At 67.7% G+C, this 17,439-nt stretch carries 16 protein-coding genes; 2 read left to right on the top strand and 14 right to left on the bottom strand.

Going from position 1 to position 17,439, the window contains the following annotated elements:
* Positions 1 to 35 precede the first annotated feature (35 nt).
* The 10 genes from ABMA10_RS12580 to hrcA all read right to left on the bottom strand — a co-directional run bounded on the left by ABMA10_RS12580 (position 36) and on the right by hrcA (position 11,057).
* A complete protein-coding gene (locus ABMA10_RS12580; protein ID WP_431030599.1) occupies positions 36 to 2,564 on the bottom strand; it encodes a bifunctional lysylphosphatidylglycerol flippase/synthetase MprF in 2,529 nt (842 codons plus the stop codon).
* Positions 2,564 to 3,835 carry an alpha/beta hydrolase gene (locus ABMA10_RS12585; RefSeq protein ID WP_347869136.1) on the bottom strand — a complete coding sequence of 424 codons (1,272 nt, stop codon included), beginning with the start codon at positions 3,833 to 3,835 and terminating at the stop codon, positions 2,564 to 2,566. The genes ABMA10_RS12580 and ABMA10_RS12585 overlap by 1 nt, the downstream gene beginning before the upstream one ends.
* Before the next feature lie 123 nt (positions 3,836 to 3,958).
* A complete protein-coding gene (gene era / locus ABMA10_RS12590) occupies positions 3,959 to 4,867 on the bottom strand; it encodes a GTPase Era (RefSeq protein WP_347869135.1) in 909 nt (302 codons plus the stop codon).
* The gene (locus ABMA10_RS12595; RefSeq protein ID WP_347869134.1) at positions 4,864 to 6,168 is read right to left on the bottom strand and encodes a hemolysin family protein; all 1,305 of its coding nucleotides are present in this window, start codon (positions 6,166 to 6,168) and stop codon (positions 4,864 to 4,866) included. Before ABMA10_RS12595 ends, era begins: the two co-directional genes overlap by 4 nt.
* A complete protein-coding gene (gene ybeY, locus ABMA10_RS12600) occupies positions 6,168 to 6,635 on the bottom strand; it encodes an rRNA maturation RNase YbeY (RefSeq protein ID WP_347869133.1) in 468 nt (155 codons plus the stop codon). The genes ABMA10_RS12595 and ybeY overlap by 1 nt, the downstream gene beginning before the upstream one ends.
* A complete protein-coding gene (locus tag ABMA10_RS12605) occupies positions 6,632 to 7,645 on the bottom strand; it encodes a PhoH family protein (protein ID WP_347869179.1) in 1,014 nt (337 codons plus the stop codon). The genes ybeY and ABMA10_RS12605 overlap by 4 nt, the downstream gene beginning before the upstream one ends.
* Positions 7,646 to 7,712: 67 nt before the next feature.
* Entirely contained in the window at positions 7,713 to 8,066 is a 354-nt protein-coding gene (locus tag ABMA10_RS12610; RefSeq protein WP_347869132.1) for an HIT domain-containing protein, read from the bottom strand.
* Between the two features lie 56 nt (positions 8,067 to 8,122).
* Positions 8,123 to 8,863 (bottom strand): 16S rRNA (uracil(1498)-N(3))-methyltransferase, encoded by a 741-nt coding sequence (locus tag ABMA10_RS12615; RefSeq protein WP_347869131.1) that lies wholly within the window; start codon positions 8,861 to 8,863, stop codon positions 8,123 to 8,125.
* A 1-nt stretch (position 8,864) separates the two neighbouring features.
* A complete protein-coding gene (gene dnaJ, locus ABMA10_RS12620) occupies positions 8,865 to 9,980 on the bottom strand; it encodes a molecular chaperone DnaJ (protein WP_431030600.1) in 1,116 nt (371 codons plus the stop codon).
* 54 nt (positions 9,981 to 10,034) lie between these two features.
* Positions 10,035 to 11,057, bottom strand: a complete 1,023-nt coding sequence (gene hrcA, locus ABMA10_RS12625) for a heat-inducible transcriptional repressor HrcA (protein ID WP_347869129.1) — start codon at positions 11,055 to 11,057, stop codon at positions 10,035 to 10,037.
* 461 nt (positions 11,058 to 11,518) lie between these two features.
* Here hrcA and ABMA10_RS12630 point away from each other — a divergent pair, with 461 nt between their 5' ends.
* Positions 11,519 to 11,845: a DUF4870 domain-containing protein gene (locus ABMA10_RS12630; RefSeq protein ID WP_431030601.1), complete on the top strand. Its 327-nt coding sequence runs from the start codon at positions 11,519 to 11,521 to the stop codon at positions 11,843 to 11,845.
* A gap of 120 nt (positions 11,846 to 11,965) precedes the next feature.
* Here ABMA10_RS12630 and hemW read toward each other — a convergent pair whose 3' ends face one another.
* From hemW to lepA, 3 genes are read right to left on the bottom strand one after another with little or no spacing between them, the layout of a single operon-like run.
* On the bottom strand, positions 11,966 to 13,192 hold the full coding sequence (hemW, locus tag ABMA10_RS12635; protein ID WP_347869127.1) for a radical SAM family heme chaperone HemW: 1,227 nt from the start codon (positions 13,190 to 13,192) through the stop codon (positions 11,966 to 11,968).
* A gap of 10 nt (positions 13,193 to 13,202) precedes the next feature.
* On the bottom strand, positions 13,203 to 13,847 hold the full coding sequence (locus ABMA10_RS12640; RefSeq protein ID WP_347869126.1) for a DUF1990 family protein: 645 nt from the start codon (positions 13,845 to 13,847) through the stop codon (positions 13,203 to 13,205).
* A complete protein-coding gene (lepA, locus tag ABMA10_RS12645) occupies positions 13,844 to 15,694 on the bottom strand; it encodes a translation elongation factor 4 (protein WP_347869125.1) in 1,851 nt (616 codons plus the stop codon). The genes ABMA10_RS12640 and lepA overlap by 4 nt, the downstream gene beginning before the upstream one ends.
* A gap of 218 nt (positions 15,695 to 15,912) precedes the next feature.
* Between lepA and rpsT the strand changes: the two genes are divergently transcribed.
* Positions 15,913 to 16,173, top strand: a complete 261-nt coding sequence (gene rpsT / locus ABMA10_RS12650; protein ID WP_347869124.1) for a 30S ribosomal protein S20 — start codon at positions 15,913 to 15,915, stop codon at positions 16,171 to 16,173.
* Between the two features lie 160 nt (positions 16,174 to 16,333).
* Here rpsT and holA read toward each other — a convergent pair whose 3' ends face one another.
* Positions 16,334 to 17,389, bottom strand: coding sequence for a DNA polymerase III subunit delta (holA, locus tag ABMA10_RS12655; protein WP_347869123.1), 1,056 nt, complete (start codon positions 17,387 to 17,389; stop codon positions 16,334 to 16,336).
* Positions 17,390 to 17,439 lie beyond the last annotated feature (50 nt).

The raw sequence follows: 17,439 nt of genomic DNA on the forward strand, positions 1-17,439 counted from the left end.
AGAACACGGGTCGAGCATAGCAGCTTGCCGCCGCATCAGCTGCGGAGGAGCCCGGCCAGATCGCGGACGGCGACCTCAGGAAGGTACGCGCGGGCGATCGCGAACCCGATCGCCGGCAGTTGCAGCGGATCTGCGTACCCCAGCACGAGCGGCCGGATCTCCGGGTGGAACTTCCGTTTGAACGCGAAGAGCGAGCGGAAACCGTAGACGGGTTCGAGCACATCACCGAGAAACGTCAGGAACCGCGAAACGGCCTGCTGGTCCTCCGGCTCCGCCGGTGACGATTGCGCGAGCGGCGCACCCGACAGGCTCATCTCGGTGATGCCGTCCTCCTTGAACCGGACGGCGGCCTCCGCTATGAGGAATTCCATGACGCCGTTCATGCCGTCCGACCGACGGCGCATGAAGTCGAGGGTCCAGCCGATGCGCTCGCCGTCACGGAAGACGGGCAGCCAGCTCGTCACGCCGTGGAGGCGCCCCCCGCTATCGACGGCGAGCAGCAGCATGACGTCGTCGTCGAGGAGCTCGTCGAGACCGCCGAGCGTGAAACCCAGCTCCGGGAGCGTTCGGTCGGCGACCCACTCCTCCGAGATCTCGGCGATCTGCGAGGCCAGCCCGATGCCGAGGTCACCGTAACCCGTCCAGAGGGTCGTGATCCCGGCCCGCGAGGCGCGGTTCACAGAGGACCGGATGTCCTGCCAGCTCTTCCCGACCGTGCTCCACTCCTGCGGGTGCAACACGGTCTCCTCGGCGACCTGGACGGTGCGCCAGCCGATCCGCGTCAGCTCGTGGGCTGTGGTCGAGTCGACACTGTAGAGCGCGACGGCCCATCCCTCGTCCTCGCACCAGGCGATGAAGCGTCCGAGGGCCGCTGGCTCGTGCCGATCCTGCCCGAAGAAACCGCCGGTCGTCACGGCGACGCCGGACGCCACACGGAAGGCGATCGCGGCGCGGACATCCGGATCGAACCAGATGCGGTTGCCTGCCCACGTGCTCATATGCCCGATGGTGTCGCTCCCCTCGGCGAGGAGCGCACGTTGGCGCCGCTCGTCCTCCGGCGGCGTCTCGAGGACGGCGCTCCGCAGGGGCCAGACCGCACCGAGGAGCACGATGCTCCACCAGAGCGGGCCGACCGCGTGGAAGAGCGCACCGGCAGCAGGCGTCGTCGGGATGAACCCGGGGATGAGATTGCGCAGGTACGCGGCGGGGATGAACCGCTCCGGGGTGTCGCGGACCACCGCCCAGAGGTCTGGATGTGGCGAGAAGCCCTGGCGGAGGGCCAGGACCCCGCCGACGAAGACCGCGGCGAGCAGCACCCAGGACCCGAGCACCATGGCGAGGTAGCCGAGGATCGAACGACGGGTCGACCGGACGGGGAACCCGCGCCGCAGGACGAGGAGCAAGGCTGCCACCGCAAGCGGGAGGAGTACAGCGGCCCACAGCGCGATCGAGATCTCGATCGAGCGCTGCTGCACGCCGTGTCCCACGCCGATGACGGCGGACGTATGCCCAGCCGCATGCAGGCGCGCGCCGAACCCGAGCGAGACCGCGCCCAAGACCGCGAACACGACCATGATGGATGCGGCGAACCACACGGCGAATCGTCGTCCGCGCAGAAGACCCCAGGCGGCGAAGAGCAGGGCGATCAGCGGCACCAGCGAGAGCAGGACCGCACCGAGCCCGTCCACGCGCACAAGGGTGAGGTCGTGCAGGCATTGCGGGGACACCCCGAGCGCGCGGCACTGCTCGATCGAACGACCCGCGTCCGGGATGTTCTGCTCGAGGAGCAGCACGAGTGGCGCCAGCGGGCCGATGTGTCGCCCGGACAACAGCGTGATGACCGGGCCGACGCCCATCAGGACGGCGATGGCCGAGAGCAGGACACGGGTCTCGTGATGCGAGCTGCGCGCGCGACGGATCCCGGTCGGACGCCCGATGATGACGTTCCCGAGGAGCAGTCCCACGACCGACGCCAGGAACCGCGCGAGATCCTCGGGCGCACCGGAGTACAGCAGGAACACGAGGGTACCGATGAGCGTGAGGGATCTGATCCGCCGGCGCCAGAGCGGTCCGTGGAATGCGCTCGACACGACGAGCGCACCGAGCGCACCGGCCAATGGATCGAAGGAGACGATCCCGGCGACCTGCCCCGTCCAGAATTCGGCGCTGAGCGTCCCGAGCACCTGGACGACGATGGTGATGACGTTCCCGAGGACGGCCGTCGACAGCACCGCGAGGACCATGCGGCCAGCGCTCAGTCGGCGTTCGGCGAGCACGAGTGCCGGGATGCCGATGAGGACGAAGGCGACGAACGGCAGGGGCCTGTCGGCGGCAAGGGAGCCGGTGAGCACCGCCCACCAGTGACCGTCGACGACGATCTCCTCGTACCCGAAACCGGTCGTCGCACGGACAGCCGACCGCCAGCCCTCGGACCCGGGGCCACCGGATTGCCAGACGAGGAATGAGCCGATCAGCACCAGCGCACTGAAACCCAGCGAGACGGGTGAGGCGTGCACCACCCGGACCACCGCGGTCCGGAACGGCGAACGCACCGTCGAAGCCATCAGCGGATGCCGAACCGGTCGAGGACGGACGGGAGCGCGAGCGACAGGACGGCCCGGACCGTGTGCCAATCGTGCGCCGTCCCCTGGGACACGAACGTCTCGGAGCTCATGCCCGCGGCCCCGGCAGCAGCGGCGACCCGAACGACGCCCGGCGCATATCGGCTGTCGTCACTGCCGTATCCGAAGAGCGCGACAGTGTTCGGATACGGCGCCTTCGACGACAGGATCGACAGCGGCCGGGCAGCGGCGTACGCGGCGGCCGAGCCGGAGAACCCGACCGCCACCGTGTTCGGTCCGATCGTCGGCTCGACCTCGCCCGAGATGTCGAGCACACCGCCGAACAGCTCCGGATGAGCCGCACCGAACTGGATGGCGCACGTGCCGCCCTGAGAGAATCCTGCGACGAACCAGTCGGCACGATCCGTCGCCACCGGGAGGTGGGTCCGGATCCAGTCGGGAACGTCCTTCGTCAGATAGGTGGCGGAGTTCCCCAACGGCCCATCCACGCACATCGGGTTGCGGTCGGGTGCGCCCAGCTGATCCGGAACCACGACGATCGGCGCCAGGCCGTGGTGCGTGGCGGCCTCCTGGTCGAGCAGACCAGCCAGGTCACCCGAGCGGAACAGGTCTGCCGGCTGCCCGGGCTGACCGCTGAACGCCTCGATCACGGGCAGTGCCGGCGGGTGGACGGTGAGCGCCGCCGGCGGGAGGTAGACGAGGGCGGCGCGATGCGCGAAGCCCGAGTGCGTGGCCGGGATGTCGACCTGCTCGACCTTCCCCTGCCGCGGCAGCGCTCCGTTCACGCGCCAGTCGGTGATCGTGCCGTGCGCGGACGGTAGCGCCGAGAACGACTCGTAGGGGCTGACGCCGAGCGCGCTGCCGACGGTCGTGAACTCCCCGAAATCCTGGTTGATCCCGACGGCACCGACGAGCAGGAAAGCCGGGATCGCGAGCCCAGCGACGACGATCCGCCATGCCCGTGCACGGACGAGGCTGACGATCGCGAGCGACACTCCCGCGAAAGCGACGGCCGACCACGCGCGCGTCGTCGGCGTGAGGTCGATGCCGAAGACGTTCAACACATCGCCGAGGAGCCAGCACAGCAGATACCCGAGACCGGCTCCGGCCACCACGGCGACCGCGCTCAGAAGACGGCTCCGAGCCGTCCCTCGACGCACCACCAGGACAGTTGTCAATCCAGCCGCGACGAGCGCACAACCGATGAGGAACCCGGCGCTGTCCACCCGAAAAGAGAGCACCCAGTCGAACACGCGGACCACCTCTCAGGACACCGATCATCAGTATCCCTGGCGCCGACCGACGCGGGTCACAGAATCCACACGCCACAGCTGAGACACAGCATGCTCAGAAGCAGCGCTCAGGAACCGGCGAGCTCAGAAGCCGAGCCGGCCGAGCAACTTGGGATCGCGCTGCCAGTCCTTCGCCACCTTGACACGTATCGACAGGAACACGCGGGAACCGACCAGCGGCTCGATGCCGTAGCGTGCCCGGGCGCCGACGTCTCGGAGGCGCGAGCCGCCCTTGCCGATGATGATCGCCTTCTGACTGTCGCGTTCGACGAAGACGTTCGCGTAGATGTCGAGGAGGTCGGTGCCCTCGCGCGGGATCATGTCGTCGATCGTCACCGCGAGCGAGTGCGGCAGTTCGTCCTGCACGCCCTCCAGAGCGGCCTCACGGATGAGCTCGGCGACGCGGTCGATGACCGTCTCATCGGTCGTGGCCTCCGCCGGGTACAGGGCCTCGGACAACGGCATGAGTTTGGTCACCTCGGTGACGAGGATGTCGAGCTGGTCGTCCGTCACGGCGGACAGCGGGATGACCGCGTCCCAGTCGCGGAGTTCCGAGATGGCGAGCAGCTGCTCGGCGATGGTGGCGCGGTTGACGGTGTCGGTCTTCGTCACGATCGCGATCTTCTTCGCGCGCGGGAAACCGTCGAGTGACTCGTTGATGAAGCGGTCACCGGGGCCGAGCTTCTCATTCGCGGGGATGCAGAACCCGATGACGTCGACGTCGGAGAGGGTCGACTGCACGAGGTCGTTGAGGCGCTGCCCGAGCAGTGTCCGGGGCCGGTGGATACCCGGGGTGTCGACGACGATCAGCTGACCGTTCTCGCGGTGCACCACGCCTCGGATGGCGCGGCGCGTGGTCTGCGGCTTCGAACTCGTGATCGCGACCTTCTCCCCCACGAGCGCGTTCGTGAGGGTTGACTTGCCGACGTTCGGGCGTCCCACGAAGGACACGAACCCCGCTCGGAAGTCGGCTGGAGGTGTGGTGTCGCTCATGGGTGCTCCCGGTGGTCGGTGGACGCCTGCTGGGCGTCCTGCAGATGATCGTCGCGCTGGGCGATGACGGTGAGGATGCGACCCCGCCGCCCCTCGACCCGCTCGGCGGTGAGTTCGAGGCCGGCGGTCGACACCGTCGATCCCACGACAGGCAAGCGGCCGAGCGCCTTCGCAATCAGTCCGCCGACGGTGTCCACGTCGTCATCGTCGAGCTCGAGTCCGAACAGCTCCCCCAGCTCGTCGACGGCGAGACGTGCATCGACACGGAAGCGCCCTGCTCCGAGGTCCGTGACCTCAGGGACGTCAGTGTCGTATTCGTCAGAGATGTCACCGACGAGTTCCTCGATGAGGTCCTCGAGCGTCACGAGGCCTGAGATGCCGCCGTACTCGTCGACGACCATCGCGATGTGGTTGGAGTCCTTCTGCATCTGCTGCAGCAGCGAGTCGGCCTTCTTGGATTCGGGCACGAAGCTCGCGGGTCGCAGGAGCGGTTCGATCGAACCGATCTCGGTGACGCCGTCGCCCCCGAACATCGCCTTCACGAGGTCCTTCAAGTAGAGGATCCCGACGAGGTCGTCGATGTCCCCATCGCTCACGGGAGCACGCGAGATCCCGGTCTCGAGGAACACCTCGAGGGCTTCGCGGACGCTGAGGTCGCGCTGCAGTCCCACGAGATCGGTGCGCGGCACCATCACCTCACGGACGAGGGTCTCGTTGAACTCGAAGATCGAGTGGATCAGCTCCCGGTCGTCCTCTTCCAGGACGGAATGCGCGGTCGCCTCATCGACCATGCTGAGGAGCTGTTCCTCGGTCGTGAACGAGACCGAACGCGGCAGCCCGGGCGTCACCCGGTTGCCGAGCGAGACGAGGATGTTCGCGACGGGGCCGAGGACGACCCGGGCTGCGCGGATGGCTGGAGCGCTGAAGCGCAGCACCCCGCTCGCGTGGGTACGCCCGACGCCTCGGGGGCTCGCACCGACGAGCACGAACGAGGTACCCGTCATGATCAGCGTGGCGAGCACGAGGACGATCCACAGTTCGTCGATCGTGAAGGCCAGTGCGAGGGTCACGAGGACCGCCGCCGTCGTCTCCGCGAGGATGCGGATGAAGTTGATGGCGTTCACGTGCGCGCCCGGGTCCTCCGCGATGGCTCGGAGGGAGGACGCGGCACGGGAGCCGTCGGCGAGTTCAAGGATGTCTGCTCGGGACTGCACGCCGATCGCCGCGTCCGCTGCGGCCATGAGGCCCGCGAAGGCGACCAACAGGATCGCCACGATGATGAAGACGGCGACGAAGGACATCAGCTGGTGCGTCGTCTCTCCTGCATCGCGAAGGCGAGGAGGATGTCGCGCTGGATGCCGAACATCTCCTTCTCCTCATCGGGTTCCGCGTGGTCGTAGCCGAGCAGGTGCAGGACTCCGTGGCAGGTGAGAAGCTGCAGCTCCTCCATGGTGGAGTGCTTCGCCGCCGTCGCCTGGGCTTCGGCCACCTGCGGGCACAGCACGATGTCGCCCAGCAGGCCGGGTCCCGTCGGGTTCTCCTCGGTGCCAGGACGCAGCTCGTCCATCGGGAAGCTCAGTACGTCGGTCGGGCCCGGCTCGTCCATCCACTGGACATGGAGCTGCTCCATGGCGCCCTCGTCGACGAGCACGATCGCGAGTTCGGCGTCGGGGCTGACGTGCATGGCGTCGAGCGCGAACGACGCGAGCGCGAGGATGCGCGACTCGTCGACGGCGACGCCGGATTCGTTGTTGATCTCGATGGTCATGAGCGTCCTCGCTTCGGCAGGTGATCTCTGGCAGTGCCGCGTCGCTCCGCCCGGTTTGCGAATTCGGCAGCTTGTTCGCGCTCGAACCGCTGCGCCTGTCGGGCGGCGTCGAACTCGCCGTACGCATCGACGATGCGGCCGACCAGGGAGTGCCTCACGACGTCCTCGCTCGTGAGCTGCGAGAAGTGGATGTCGTCGATGTCCTTCAGGACGCGCGTCACGAGGCGGAGCCCGGACGCACCGGTGGGGAGGTCGATCTGGGTGACGTCACCGGTCACGACGATCTTGGAACCGAACCCGAGCCGCGTCAGGAACATCTTCATCTGTTCCGGCGTCGTGTTCTGCGCCTCGTCGAGGACGATGAAGGAGTCGTTGAGCGTGCGACCGCGCATGTACGCGAGTGGCGCGACTTCGATCGTGCCCGCCGCCAGCAGCTTGGGGACGATCTCTGGATCCATCATCTCGTTGAGCGCGTCGTAGAGCGGCCGGAGGTACGGGTCGATCTTGTCGGTGAGTGTTCCGGGCAGGTACCCGAGGCGCTCGCCCGCTTCGACGGCCGGACGCGTGAGGATGATGCGACTGACCTCCTTGCGTTGCAGCGCCTGGACGGCCTTCGCCATCGCGAGGTAGGTCTTGCCGGTACCGGCGGGGCCGATCCCGAACACGATGGTGTGCTGGTCGATCGCATCGACGTATGCACGCTGCCCGACAGTCTTCGCCTTGATTGTCTTGCCCCGGGAGGTCAGGATGACCTGTCCGAGCAGCTCGGACGGCGATGCGGTACCGTCCTGGCCGAGGATTCGGGCAGAGGTCGTGACCTCGTGCGGACCTGGGTCGTGTCCTTCGCGGACCATGGTGATGAGTTCCTCTACGAGTCGTCTCGCTGCGTCGGCCTGAGTGTTCGGGCCGGTGATGGTGATCTCGTTCCCGCGCACGTGCACGGAGACGCCGGGATGCTCCCGTTCGATGGTGGTCAGGAGGCGGTCCTGCGGGCCGAGCAGCCGGACCATGGCGAGGCCGTCCACATGGAGGACGTGCTCGGCCTCGGGCTGAGCTGTGGGATCGGGCTCCGGGGACTCAGGCGCTGCCAAGGGTGCCCTCCTGCAGTGAGCCACCCAGCAGGTGCGCATGCACATGGAAGACCGTCTGTCCGGCGGACTCCCCCGTGTTGAACACGAGCCGGAACTCGCCATCGGTGCGCTTTGCCGCCAACGAAGCCGCAACCTCGACCATCTCGGCGAGCAGGGAGGGGTCGCCGGCCGCGAGCTCGACGACGTTCCGGTACTCGGCCGTCTTCGGGACGATGAGGAGGTGCACCGGCGCCTGGGGGGCGATGTCGGCGAAGGCGATCACGCGCTCCGTGTCGGCGAGGAGGGTCGCGGGGATCTCCCCCGACACGATGCGGCTGAAAACGGACGGCGCTTCACTCATGGGGTCCATTCTACGGTTCGGCCGGTCGATGTCCCGCTGTCGTCGGACAGGAGTGTTCACCAACGCCCGAGCAGGACGTTGAGAGCTGCGATGGCCGAGGGGCCGGCGGTCGACGTGCGCAGGACGCCAGAACCGATTCTGACCTCGGTCGCACCGGCCGCCTCGAGCCGTTCGCGTTCAGCGGGCGAGATACCGCCCTCCGGCCCCACGACCAGCACCAGTTCCTCTGAGTCATGGAAGACTGCACGGTCGAGTTCGGAGAGGGAGAGCGCCGCGGTCGGTTCGAGCACGAGGACCGTGCGTCCGCTGACGAGGGCCGTCATGCCCTTGGCGTCGACGACCTCCGAGACCTCCGGCACGCGCGAGCGGATCGACTGCTTCGCCGCCTCGCGGACGATGAGCTGCCACCGCTCGCGACCCTTGGCCGCCTTGTCGCCCTGCCACCGCGAGATGCTGCGCTCCGCGCCCCACGGCACGATCCGGTCGACGCCGAGTTCCGTGGCCGCCTGGATCGCGAGTTCGTCCCGGTCGCCCTTCGCAAGGGCCTGCACGAGCACGAGTGACGGGCGGGTCTCGGGGTGCACGACCACCGAGTCGACCCGGATCTCGAGCTCTCCGGGCTCGCTGCGCACCACTGTCCCGGTCGCGATCAAACCTCGACCGTTGCCGATCGACGTGGTCTCCCCGACCCGCAGACGGCTCACCGAGACGGCATGCTTGGCCTCAGGCCCACGCAGGACGACCGAGTCACCGACACCGGTCGACTCGAGGTCCTCGCGGAAGTAGAGCGAGCTCATCTCAACCGTGGAAGCGATCGCGGATCTTCGCGAACAGCCCCTGCTGGAAGGCAGCGAGGCCAGGAGCGCCCTGCCGTCGACCGGAGGCGAAGCTCTTGATGAGCTCGCGTTCCCGGTGGTCGAGCTTCGTCGGGGTGATGACCTGCACGCCGATGCGCAGGTCGCCACGGCTGTTACCGCGCAGGCGCGTCACTCCGCGATCCTTCACGGTGATGATCTCGGAGCTCTGGACGCCGGGCTTGAGGTCGACCTCGACGTCGCCGTCAAGAGCATGCACGGTGACCTGGCGCCCCAGGATCGCGTCCGTCATGGGCACCTCCAGCGTGCACAGGAGGTCGTCGCCGTCGCGGCTGAAGACATCGTGGTGCTTGACCTTCATCTCGAGGTAGAGGTCGCCGTTCGGGCCGCCGGCCGGCCCGACCTCGCCGCTGCCGGGCATCTGGAGACGCAGGCCGGTGTCGACACCCGCGGGGATGTCGACGGAGACGGTGCGACGTGCGCGCAGACGCCCCTGCCCCTGGCAGGTCACGCACGGAGTCGCGATGATCGTGCCGTAGCCGCGGCAGGTGCCGCACGGGGCCGAGGTCATGACGTTGCCGAGGAGCGAGCGGACAGCACGCTGGATGCTGCCCGAACCGCGGCAGATGTCGCAGGTGACGGGCGAGGTGCCCGGCTGGCAGCAGGAACCGTTGCAGGTGCCGCAGAGCACGGCGGTGTCGACCTCGAGGTCCCGATGAGTGCCGAAGATGACCTCGTCGAGGTCGAGTTCGACCCTCAGGAGTGCGTCCTCACCGCGCGAACGGCGCGACTTCGGGCCGCGCTGCTGCCCGCCTCCGCCGAAGAAGGTGTCGAAGATGTCGCCGAAACCGCCGAAGCCCGCATCGCCGCCGCCGAAGCCGCCTGCCTGAGGACCGAGGTCGTACTGCTGGCGCTGCTTCGGGTCGCTGAGGACGTCGTAGGCGTGAGTGACCTCTTTGAACCGCTCGGACGCATCGGAACCGGGGTTCACGTCCGGGTGCAGCTCGCGTGCCAGGCGACGGTAGGCCTTCTTGATCTCCTCAGGCGTCGCCTCCTTGGCGACGCCGAGTGCTGCGTAGTGGTCGGGGTAGTCAGCCACAGAGGGCCTTTCGTTCGAGGTGCGGAAGGTGTGCGGGGACGGGACGAGGGTTCATCACTCGGCGTCGAGGGTGCGGGACAGGTATCTGGCGACGGCGCGGACAGCCGCCATGTTGCTGGCGTAGTCCATTCTCGTCGGGCCGAGGACACCGAGGCGTGCGATTTCGCCACCAGAGGAACGGTAGTCGCCGACGAGCACGCTCGTCGTCTCCAGGCCGAACGAGGCGTTCTCGCGGCCGATGCTGGCGACGACGCTGTCCCGCTCGGCCTCCATCTCGCCGAAGAGCCGGAGCAGGACGACCTGCTGCTCGATCGCGTCGAGCACGGGGTAGATGCTGCCGGGGAAGTCGTCCTCGGTGCGGGCGAGGTTCGCAGCCCCCGCCATGACGAGACGGTCCTGGCGCTGCGCCGAGAGCTGCTCGCGCACGGCATCGACGATGCGCGTCGCGGCCGGGCGGTCGCGTTCGGCGATGAGCTCAGGCACATCGCCGAGGGCGTCGTGCGCTTCCAGCAGTGGCCGACCGGCGACGGCCTCGTTGCACTGCGTGCGGAGGCGACCGATGAGGACGTCGTCGACCGATGCCTCCGTCTCGACGAGCCGCTGTTCCACGCGGCCGTTGTCGAGGATGATGACGGCGAGCACACGGGTCGGGGTGACGCTCACCAGCTCGAGGTGACGGACCCGAGCGCGGGAGAACATCGGGTACTGGACGAGTGCCACCTGGTTCGTCAGCTGTGACAGCAGACGGACCGTGCGGTGCAACACTTCGTCGAGGTCGCCGGAGGCGCCGAGGAAGGTCTCGATCGCGGTACGCTGCGCGTTGCTGAGGGGGCGACGGTCGGCGAGATGGTCGACGAACATCCGGTAGCCCTTGTCCGTCGGGACCCGACCGGACGAGGTGTGGGGCGCTGCGATGAGTTCCTCGTCCTCGAGCTGCGCCATGTCGTTTCGGATGGTCGCGGCCGAGACGCCGAACGAGTGTCGATCGACGATGGTCTTCGACCCGACGGGTTCGCGGGAGGCGACGTAGTCCTGGACGATGACACGCAGCACTTCGAGACCGCGATCCGACACCATGTCGATCCCCTCTCCTGCCGCGTCTGCGCACCGACCATCAGCACTCGAACACCCTGACTGCCAATCATATCCTTGCCTGTCGGACGCCATCCCTTGCGCGCCGCACAACAGCGGGAATACCGTTGGCCGCAGGCGAGGGGCCCGATCAACCGACCAATGGTGCGCTACGCTCTGCTGGACCAATTGAATATCCCAATCCGTGAAAGGTGCGAAGATGTCTGATCCGAATGCTCAGCCGCCCGTCGACCCAGCCGCCGGCGGTTCGGTTCCGCCGGCCGGAGATGGCTCGACGCCGCCGCCAGCAACCCCGCACACCCCACCAGCTGCTCCCCAGGAGCCCCCCGGCAGGCGCCTACCCACCGCCGCCCGCCGGTGGTTATGCACCACCGCCGCCCGGTGCCGGTGGCTACCCGCCCCCGCCAGGAGCTCCCCAGTACCAGCAGCCCGTCGCGGCCCAGCCCATGAGCCCGTCGGATGAGAAGCTCTGGTCGACGCTGATCCACATCGGCGGGATCTTCTTCTCGTTCCTCCCCGCGCTCATCGGCTACCTGGTCCTCAAGGACCGCGGCCCCTTCGTGAAGGCGCACACGCTGACGGCGCTGAACTTCCAGCTCACCATGCTGATCGCCTCGGTCGTCGGCTCGATCCTGACGTTCATCATCATCGGCATCTTCATCCTGATCGCCGTCGGTGTCGTCGTGGTCGTGTTCAGCATTATCGCCGCCATCAAGGCGAACAAGGGGGAGCTGTACAGCTACCCGCTGTCGATCCAGTTCATCAAGGCCTGATCAGCGGAACGGCTCAGCCGTCACGCAACAGCCCCGTCCGGTTCGCCCGGGCGGGGCTGTCTCGTTTCCGATCAAGCGCCGGAGCGGATCAGTGCAGGTCTCAGGGTGTCCTGGCGCGGCTCAGTCGCCGACGAGGCGGCGGACGACGGCATCAGCGAGCAACCGCCCCCGGCGAGTCAGTTCCAACCGGCCGAGGAGCGCCTGTCGGGCATCGACGAGCTCTTCGGCGATCAAGCCTGCGACGGCCGTCCGCGCCTCCGGTGCCAGCGTCCGGATCGCGATCCCATCACGTGTGCGCGTCAGCAGCAGGATGCGCTCCAGCTCCCGGGTCTCGTCGTCGAGCGTCTCTCGACCGGCAGCGGGAGACTCCCCCGCCGCGATGCGCTGAGCGTACGCGGCCGGGTGCTTGACGTTCCACCAGCGGACACCGCCGACATGACTGTGGGCTCCCGGCCCGACGCCCCACCAGTCCTCCCCCGTCCAATAGGACAGGTTGTGACGCGAGCGGTGCGCGTCGTCCCTCGCCCAGTTGCTCACCTCGTACCAGCCGTAGCCCGCCTCCGTGAGGAGGTCGTCGGCCAGCTCGTACATGTCTGCTTGGAGGTCCTCGTCGGGGGTGCCGACCGCGCCGGAACGGATCTGACGCGCGAGTTTCGTGCCGGGCTCGACGATGAGCGAGTAGGCGGAGACATGGTCAGGTGCGCAGGCGATCGCGGTCTCGAGCGACACGCGCCAGTCGGCCAATGTCTCGCCCGGAGTGCCGTAGATGAGGTCGAGGCTGACCTCGAGGCCAGCCTCCCGCGCCCAGCGCACGACGAGCGGGACCCGCGCCGGATCGTGGGTGCGCTCGAGAGTCGCGAGCACACTCGGCACCGCGGACTGCATCCCGAAGGACACCCGGGTGAAGCCGGCGTGCTTGAGCGTCTGCAGGTAGTCGGCGTCGACGGAATCGGGGTTCGCCTCCGTCGTCACCTCGGCGCCCGGCGCCAGTTCGAAGTTGCCGGTCACACCGGCGAGCATGCGCACGAGGTCGGCTGCCGGAAGCAGCGTGGGCGTCCCGCCGCCGAAGAAGACCGTCGACACGGGCCTCGGCGGCACGTCCGACGCATCCAGCGCGGCGCGCCCGAAATCAAGCTCGCGCACCGCTTCGTCCGCATAGTCGGACTGTTTTGCGCCACGGAGTTCCGTCGCAGTGTAGGTGTTGAAGTCGCAGTAGCCACAGCGCACCCGGCAGAACGGGACGTGCAGGTAGACCCCGAACGCCCGCTCATCGGATCCGATCGCGGCGGACGCCGGCAGGAGTCCGTCGACCGGCGCCGGATCGGCGAGCGGGAGTGCGCTGGGCACGGGCCCTCGCTCAGACGCCGCGCGACGGCAGCAGCGCGCGCAGGTAGGCGTCGTTCATCGTCTTGCGTCGACGCTTCGCTCCGACGAGCTTCGCCGCACCCTTGGTCGGGCGGAAGAAGGAGCGGACGACGATCCAGACGGAGTCGTCCTCGCGCTGTTCGATCGTGAACGCCTGCTCCCCGCTCTCCGGGTCGCCCGCCATCGTGCCGAGCGCAAGGCTGACCTGGCTGGGCTCCTCGGTCACCGAGATGACACGGTGCGGGCCGACGAGCGGCTCACCGCCGACCGACCCCGCGAAGACGACGGTCGTGCCAGGCGTGATGAACGGCGTGCCGTCCTCCGCGAAGCGCTGCTCCTCGTGCGTCTCGATGGCCTCGATTGCCGACCCGTCTTCGGCGAAGGCGATGCCGCCGTACTGCACACCCGTCCCGGGGTGCACCTCGACGATCTCGACACCGCACGCACGGTGGAGACCCCAGGTGAGGAGCGCACTCGTCGCCAGGGCGAACCGCTCGTCGCCGCTGCCGAGCCGGAACTCGTCCTCCGACGGCACATAGCCCTCCGGCGGATACTGCAACAGGTCTGTCCGCTGCGTCGCGCCGACAGCCGCGTAGTCGACGGCCTCGTCCTCGAACGAACTGCGACGCCCGGTCACTTCTTGTCCTTGGTCTCGACGTCCCCCGAGAGAGCGGCGATGAACGCCTCCTGCGGGACCTCGACCTTGCCGACCATCTTCATGCGCTTCTTGCCCTCCTTCTGCTTCTCGAGGAGCTTCCGCTTGCGGGTGATGTCACCGCCGTAGCACTTCGCGAGGACATCCTTGCGCATCGCGCGAACCGACTCGCGGGCGATGATACGCGCACCGATCGCGGCCTGGATCGGCACCTCGAACTGCTGACGCGGGATGAGCTTCTTCAAGCGCTCCGTCATCAGCACCCCGTAGGCGTAGGCCTTCTCGCGGTGGACGATGGCACTGAACGCGTCGACCTGGTCACCCTGGAGGAGGATGTCGACCTTCACGAGGTCGGCGGCCTGCTGGCCGGAGGGCTCGTAATCGAGCGAGGCATAGCCCTGCGTGCGGCTCTTGAGGTGGTCGAAGAAGTCGAACACGATCTCGCCGAGCGGCATCGTGTACCGGAGTTCCACACGGTCTTCACCGAGGTACTCCATCCCGAGCAGCGCGCCGCGCCGACTCTGGCAGAGCTCCATGATCGTTCCGACGTAGTCCTTCGGCGCGAGGATGCCGACCTTCACCATCGGTTCTGTGACCTCGAGGATCTTGCCGGACGGGAACTCGCTCGGGTTCGTGACGACGACCGTCTGCTTGTCCTCGGTCTTCACCTCGTACGTCACCGACGGTGCCGTGGCGATGAGGTCGAGGTCGAACTCGCGTTGCAGTCGCTCGGTGACGATCTCGAGGTGCAGCAGACCGAGGAAGCCGACCCGGAACCCGAAACCGAGCGCGACCGAGGTCTCCGGTTCGTAGTTCAGGGAGGCGTCCGACAACTTCAGTTTGTCCAGGGCGTCGCGCAGGATCGGGTAGTCGCTGCCGTCGATCGGGTACAGACCGGAGAACACCATGGGCTTCGGGTCCGTGTAGCCGGGCAGCGCGTCGGTGGCCGGCTTCATCGCGGTCGTGACCGTGTCGCCCACCTTCGACTGACGGACATCCTTCACGCCGGTGATCAGGTACCCGACCTCGCCCACTCCGAGACCCTTCGTGGGCGTCGGCTCCGGCGAGCTCACACCGATCTCGAGGAGATCGTGCACCGCGCGCGTCGACATCATCTGGATTCGTTCGCGCGGGCTCAGCTGACCATCGATCATTCGGACGTAGGTGACGACACCGCGGTACGTGTCGTAGACGGAGTCGAAGATCATCGCGCGAGTGGGCGCGTTCGGGTCGCCGACGGGGTTCGGGATGCGGCCGACGACACGGTCGAGGAGGTCCTCGACGCCCATGCCCGTCTTCCCGGACACGCGCAGGACGTCCTCGGGCTTGCCGCCGATGAGACTCGCGAGCTCCTTCGCGTACTTGTCGGGGTCTGCGGCGGGCAGGTCGATCTTGTTGAGCACCGGGATGATCTCGAGGTCGTTCTCGAGGGCCAGGTACAGGTTGGCGAGGGTCTGCGCCTCGATACCCTGCGCCGCGTCGACCAGGAGGATCGCGCCCTCACACGCGGCGAGGGAACGCGACACCTCGTAGGTGAAGTCGACGTGGCCCGGCGTGTCGATCATGTTCAGGGCGAAGGTCTCGCCGTTGAGTGACCACGGCATGCGCACTGCCTGGCTCTTGATCGTGATGCCGCGCTCGCGCTCGATGTCCATGCGGTCGAGGTACTGGGCCCGCATGTCGCGGTCGGAGACGACTCCGGTGATCTGCAGCATGCGATCGGCCAGCGTCGACTTGCCATGGTCGATGTGGGCGATGATGCAGAAATTGCGGATGAACGCTGGGTCGGTCGATGCCGGCTCGAGGGCCTTCACTGCTTGGGGGCTCACGCGTTCCTCGGGGTCAGGGGTTGAATCGGGCAACTTCCATTGTCCCACGGCGACGAGCGCGCGCGCTGCGCTCGCCTGGATTGCCAGAACTCCACTCGACTGGTAATGTTGCCTGTTGGCTTGCGTGTGAGTTGAGACCACACGAGAACTCGCTTGAAGACGCCCTCTTCGTCCGATGGCACCGAACACTATTTCCTCGAATCGAAAGTTGACCCAACGTGGCAAACATCAAGTCGCAGATCAAGCGCATCGGCACCAACAAGAAGGCGAACGAGCGCAACAAGGCCGTCAAGAGCGAGCTGAAGACCGCGATCCGCGCCACGCGCGACGCCGTCGTCTCCGGCGACAAGGCGCAGGCGGAGTCGGCCCTCAAGGTCGCCACCAAGAAGCTCGACAAGGCCGTGAGCAAGGGTGTCATCCACGAGAACCAGGCAGCGAACCGCAAGTCGGCCATCGCCAAGCAGGTCGGCGCTCTCTGAGCCAGCCCCTGTAGCTGCAAGGCCCCGGCGTTCTTCGGAACGTGCGGGGCCTTTCGCGTTGCGCCCGTCGCCAGGCTCAGGGAACGATTCGCCGACAGGCCAACACGTCGACCGCGATTCGCCGGAGACCCCGTCCCCGGGGCGTGTCGAATGGCCGCGTTCAGCGAGCTGAGAGATCCACGCCGCGGGCTGCGACGACGCCGACGAGGCGTTCCAGGGCGAACACCGGGTCGCGGCTTGCGCCTTTGACTCCGGCATCCGTCTCTGCGAGCATCTGCATGACCCGGCCGATGCCGTCGTCAGTCCAACCCGAGAGGTCGCGGCGCGCGCGGTCCACTTGCCAGGGTGCCAGACCGAACTGCTGCGCCAGCTGCCCGGAGGCTCCGCGCGCTGAGCTCACCTTGGCCATCGTGCGGATCTTCATCGCGAAGGCCGCGACGATCGGGACCGGGTCCGCGCCTGAGTCGAGCGCCTGCCGGAGCGCGAGGAGCGCCTCTCCGTGACGACCGGCGATCGCTGCATCGGCGACGTCGAAGGCACTTGTCTCGACCCGGCCGCCGTAGTACTTGTCGACGGTCTGCTCGGTGATCTCCTCTGAAGCGTCGGCCATGAGCTGGCTGCAGGCCGCCGCGAGTTCCGCGAGGTCGTCCGAGAACGCACCGACGAGCGCACGAAGCGCCTGCGGAGTGATCCGGCGCCGTGCGGCCTTGAACTCGGCAGCCGCGAAGTCGGCCTTGTCGCTGTCGCGCTTGAGCTCGGTGCAGATGATCTCGACGCCGCCGCCTGTTCCGGATCGGATGGCATCGAGGAGCTTCTTGCCCCGGACTCCGCCGTTGTGCCGGAGCACGACGTAGGCGCCCTCCGCCGGCGATTCGAGATACCGGAGTGCCTCCGTCAAGAACTGGTCCGAGCACTTCTCCACCTGAGAGACACGGACGAGTCGTGGTTCGCCGAACAGGGATGGGCTCGCGACGGTGATGAGTTCTCCCGGCGCATAGCTGTCCGCTGCGATGTCGTTCACCTCGAGCGACGGATCCTCGGCCGCGAGGAAATCACGGAGCCGCCGGATCGCCCGATCGGCGAGGAACGACTCGGTGCCGGACACGAGAACGATGGGAGCCGGACGGATCTCGGACCAGCCGAGCTGCGGGATCGCGGCGGCCGCCTTGGCCGGGGCCTTACCTTTGCCGCGACCGGCGGAACGTGGTGCAGCCACAGCGGCTCCTCTCGACCGTCCGAGTCTACCGACGCGCACCGACGTCGACG

The sequence above is a fragment of the Plantibacter sp. RU18 genome, from assembly GCF_050613355.1.
Taxonomy (GTDB): Bacteria; Actinomycetota; Actinomycetes; order Actinomycetales; family Microbacteriaceae; genus Plantibacter.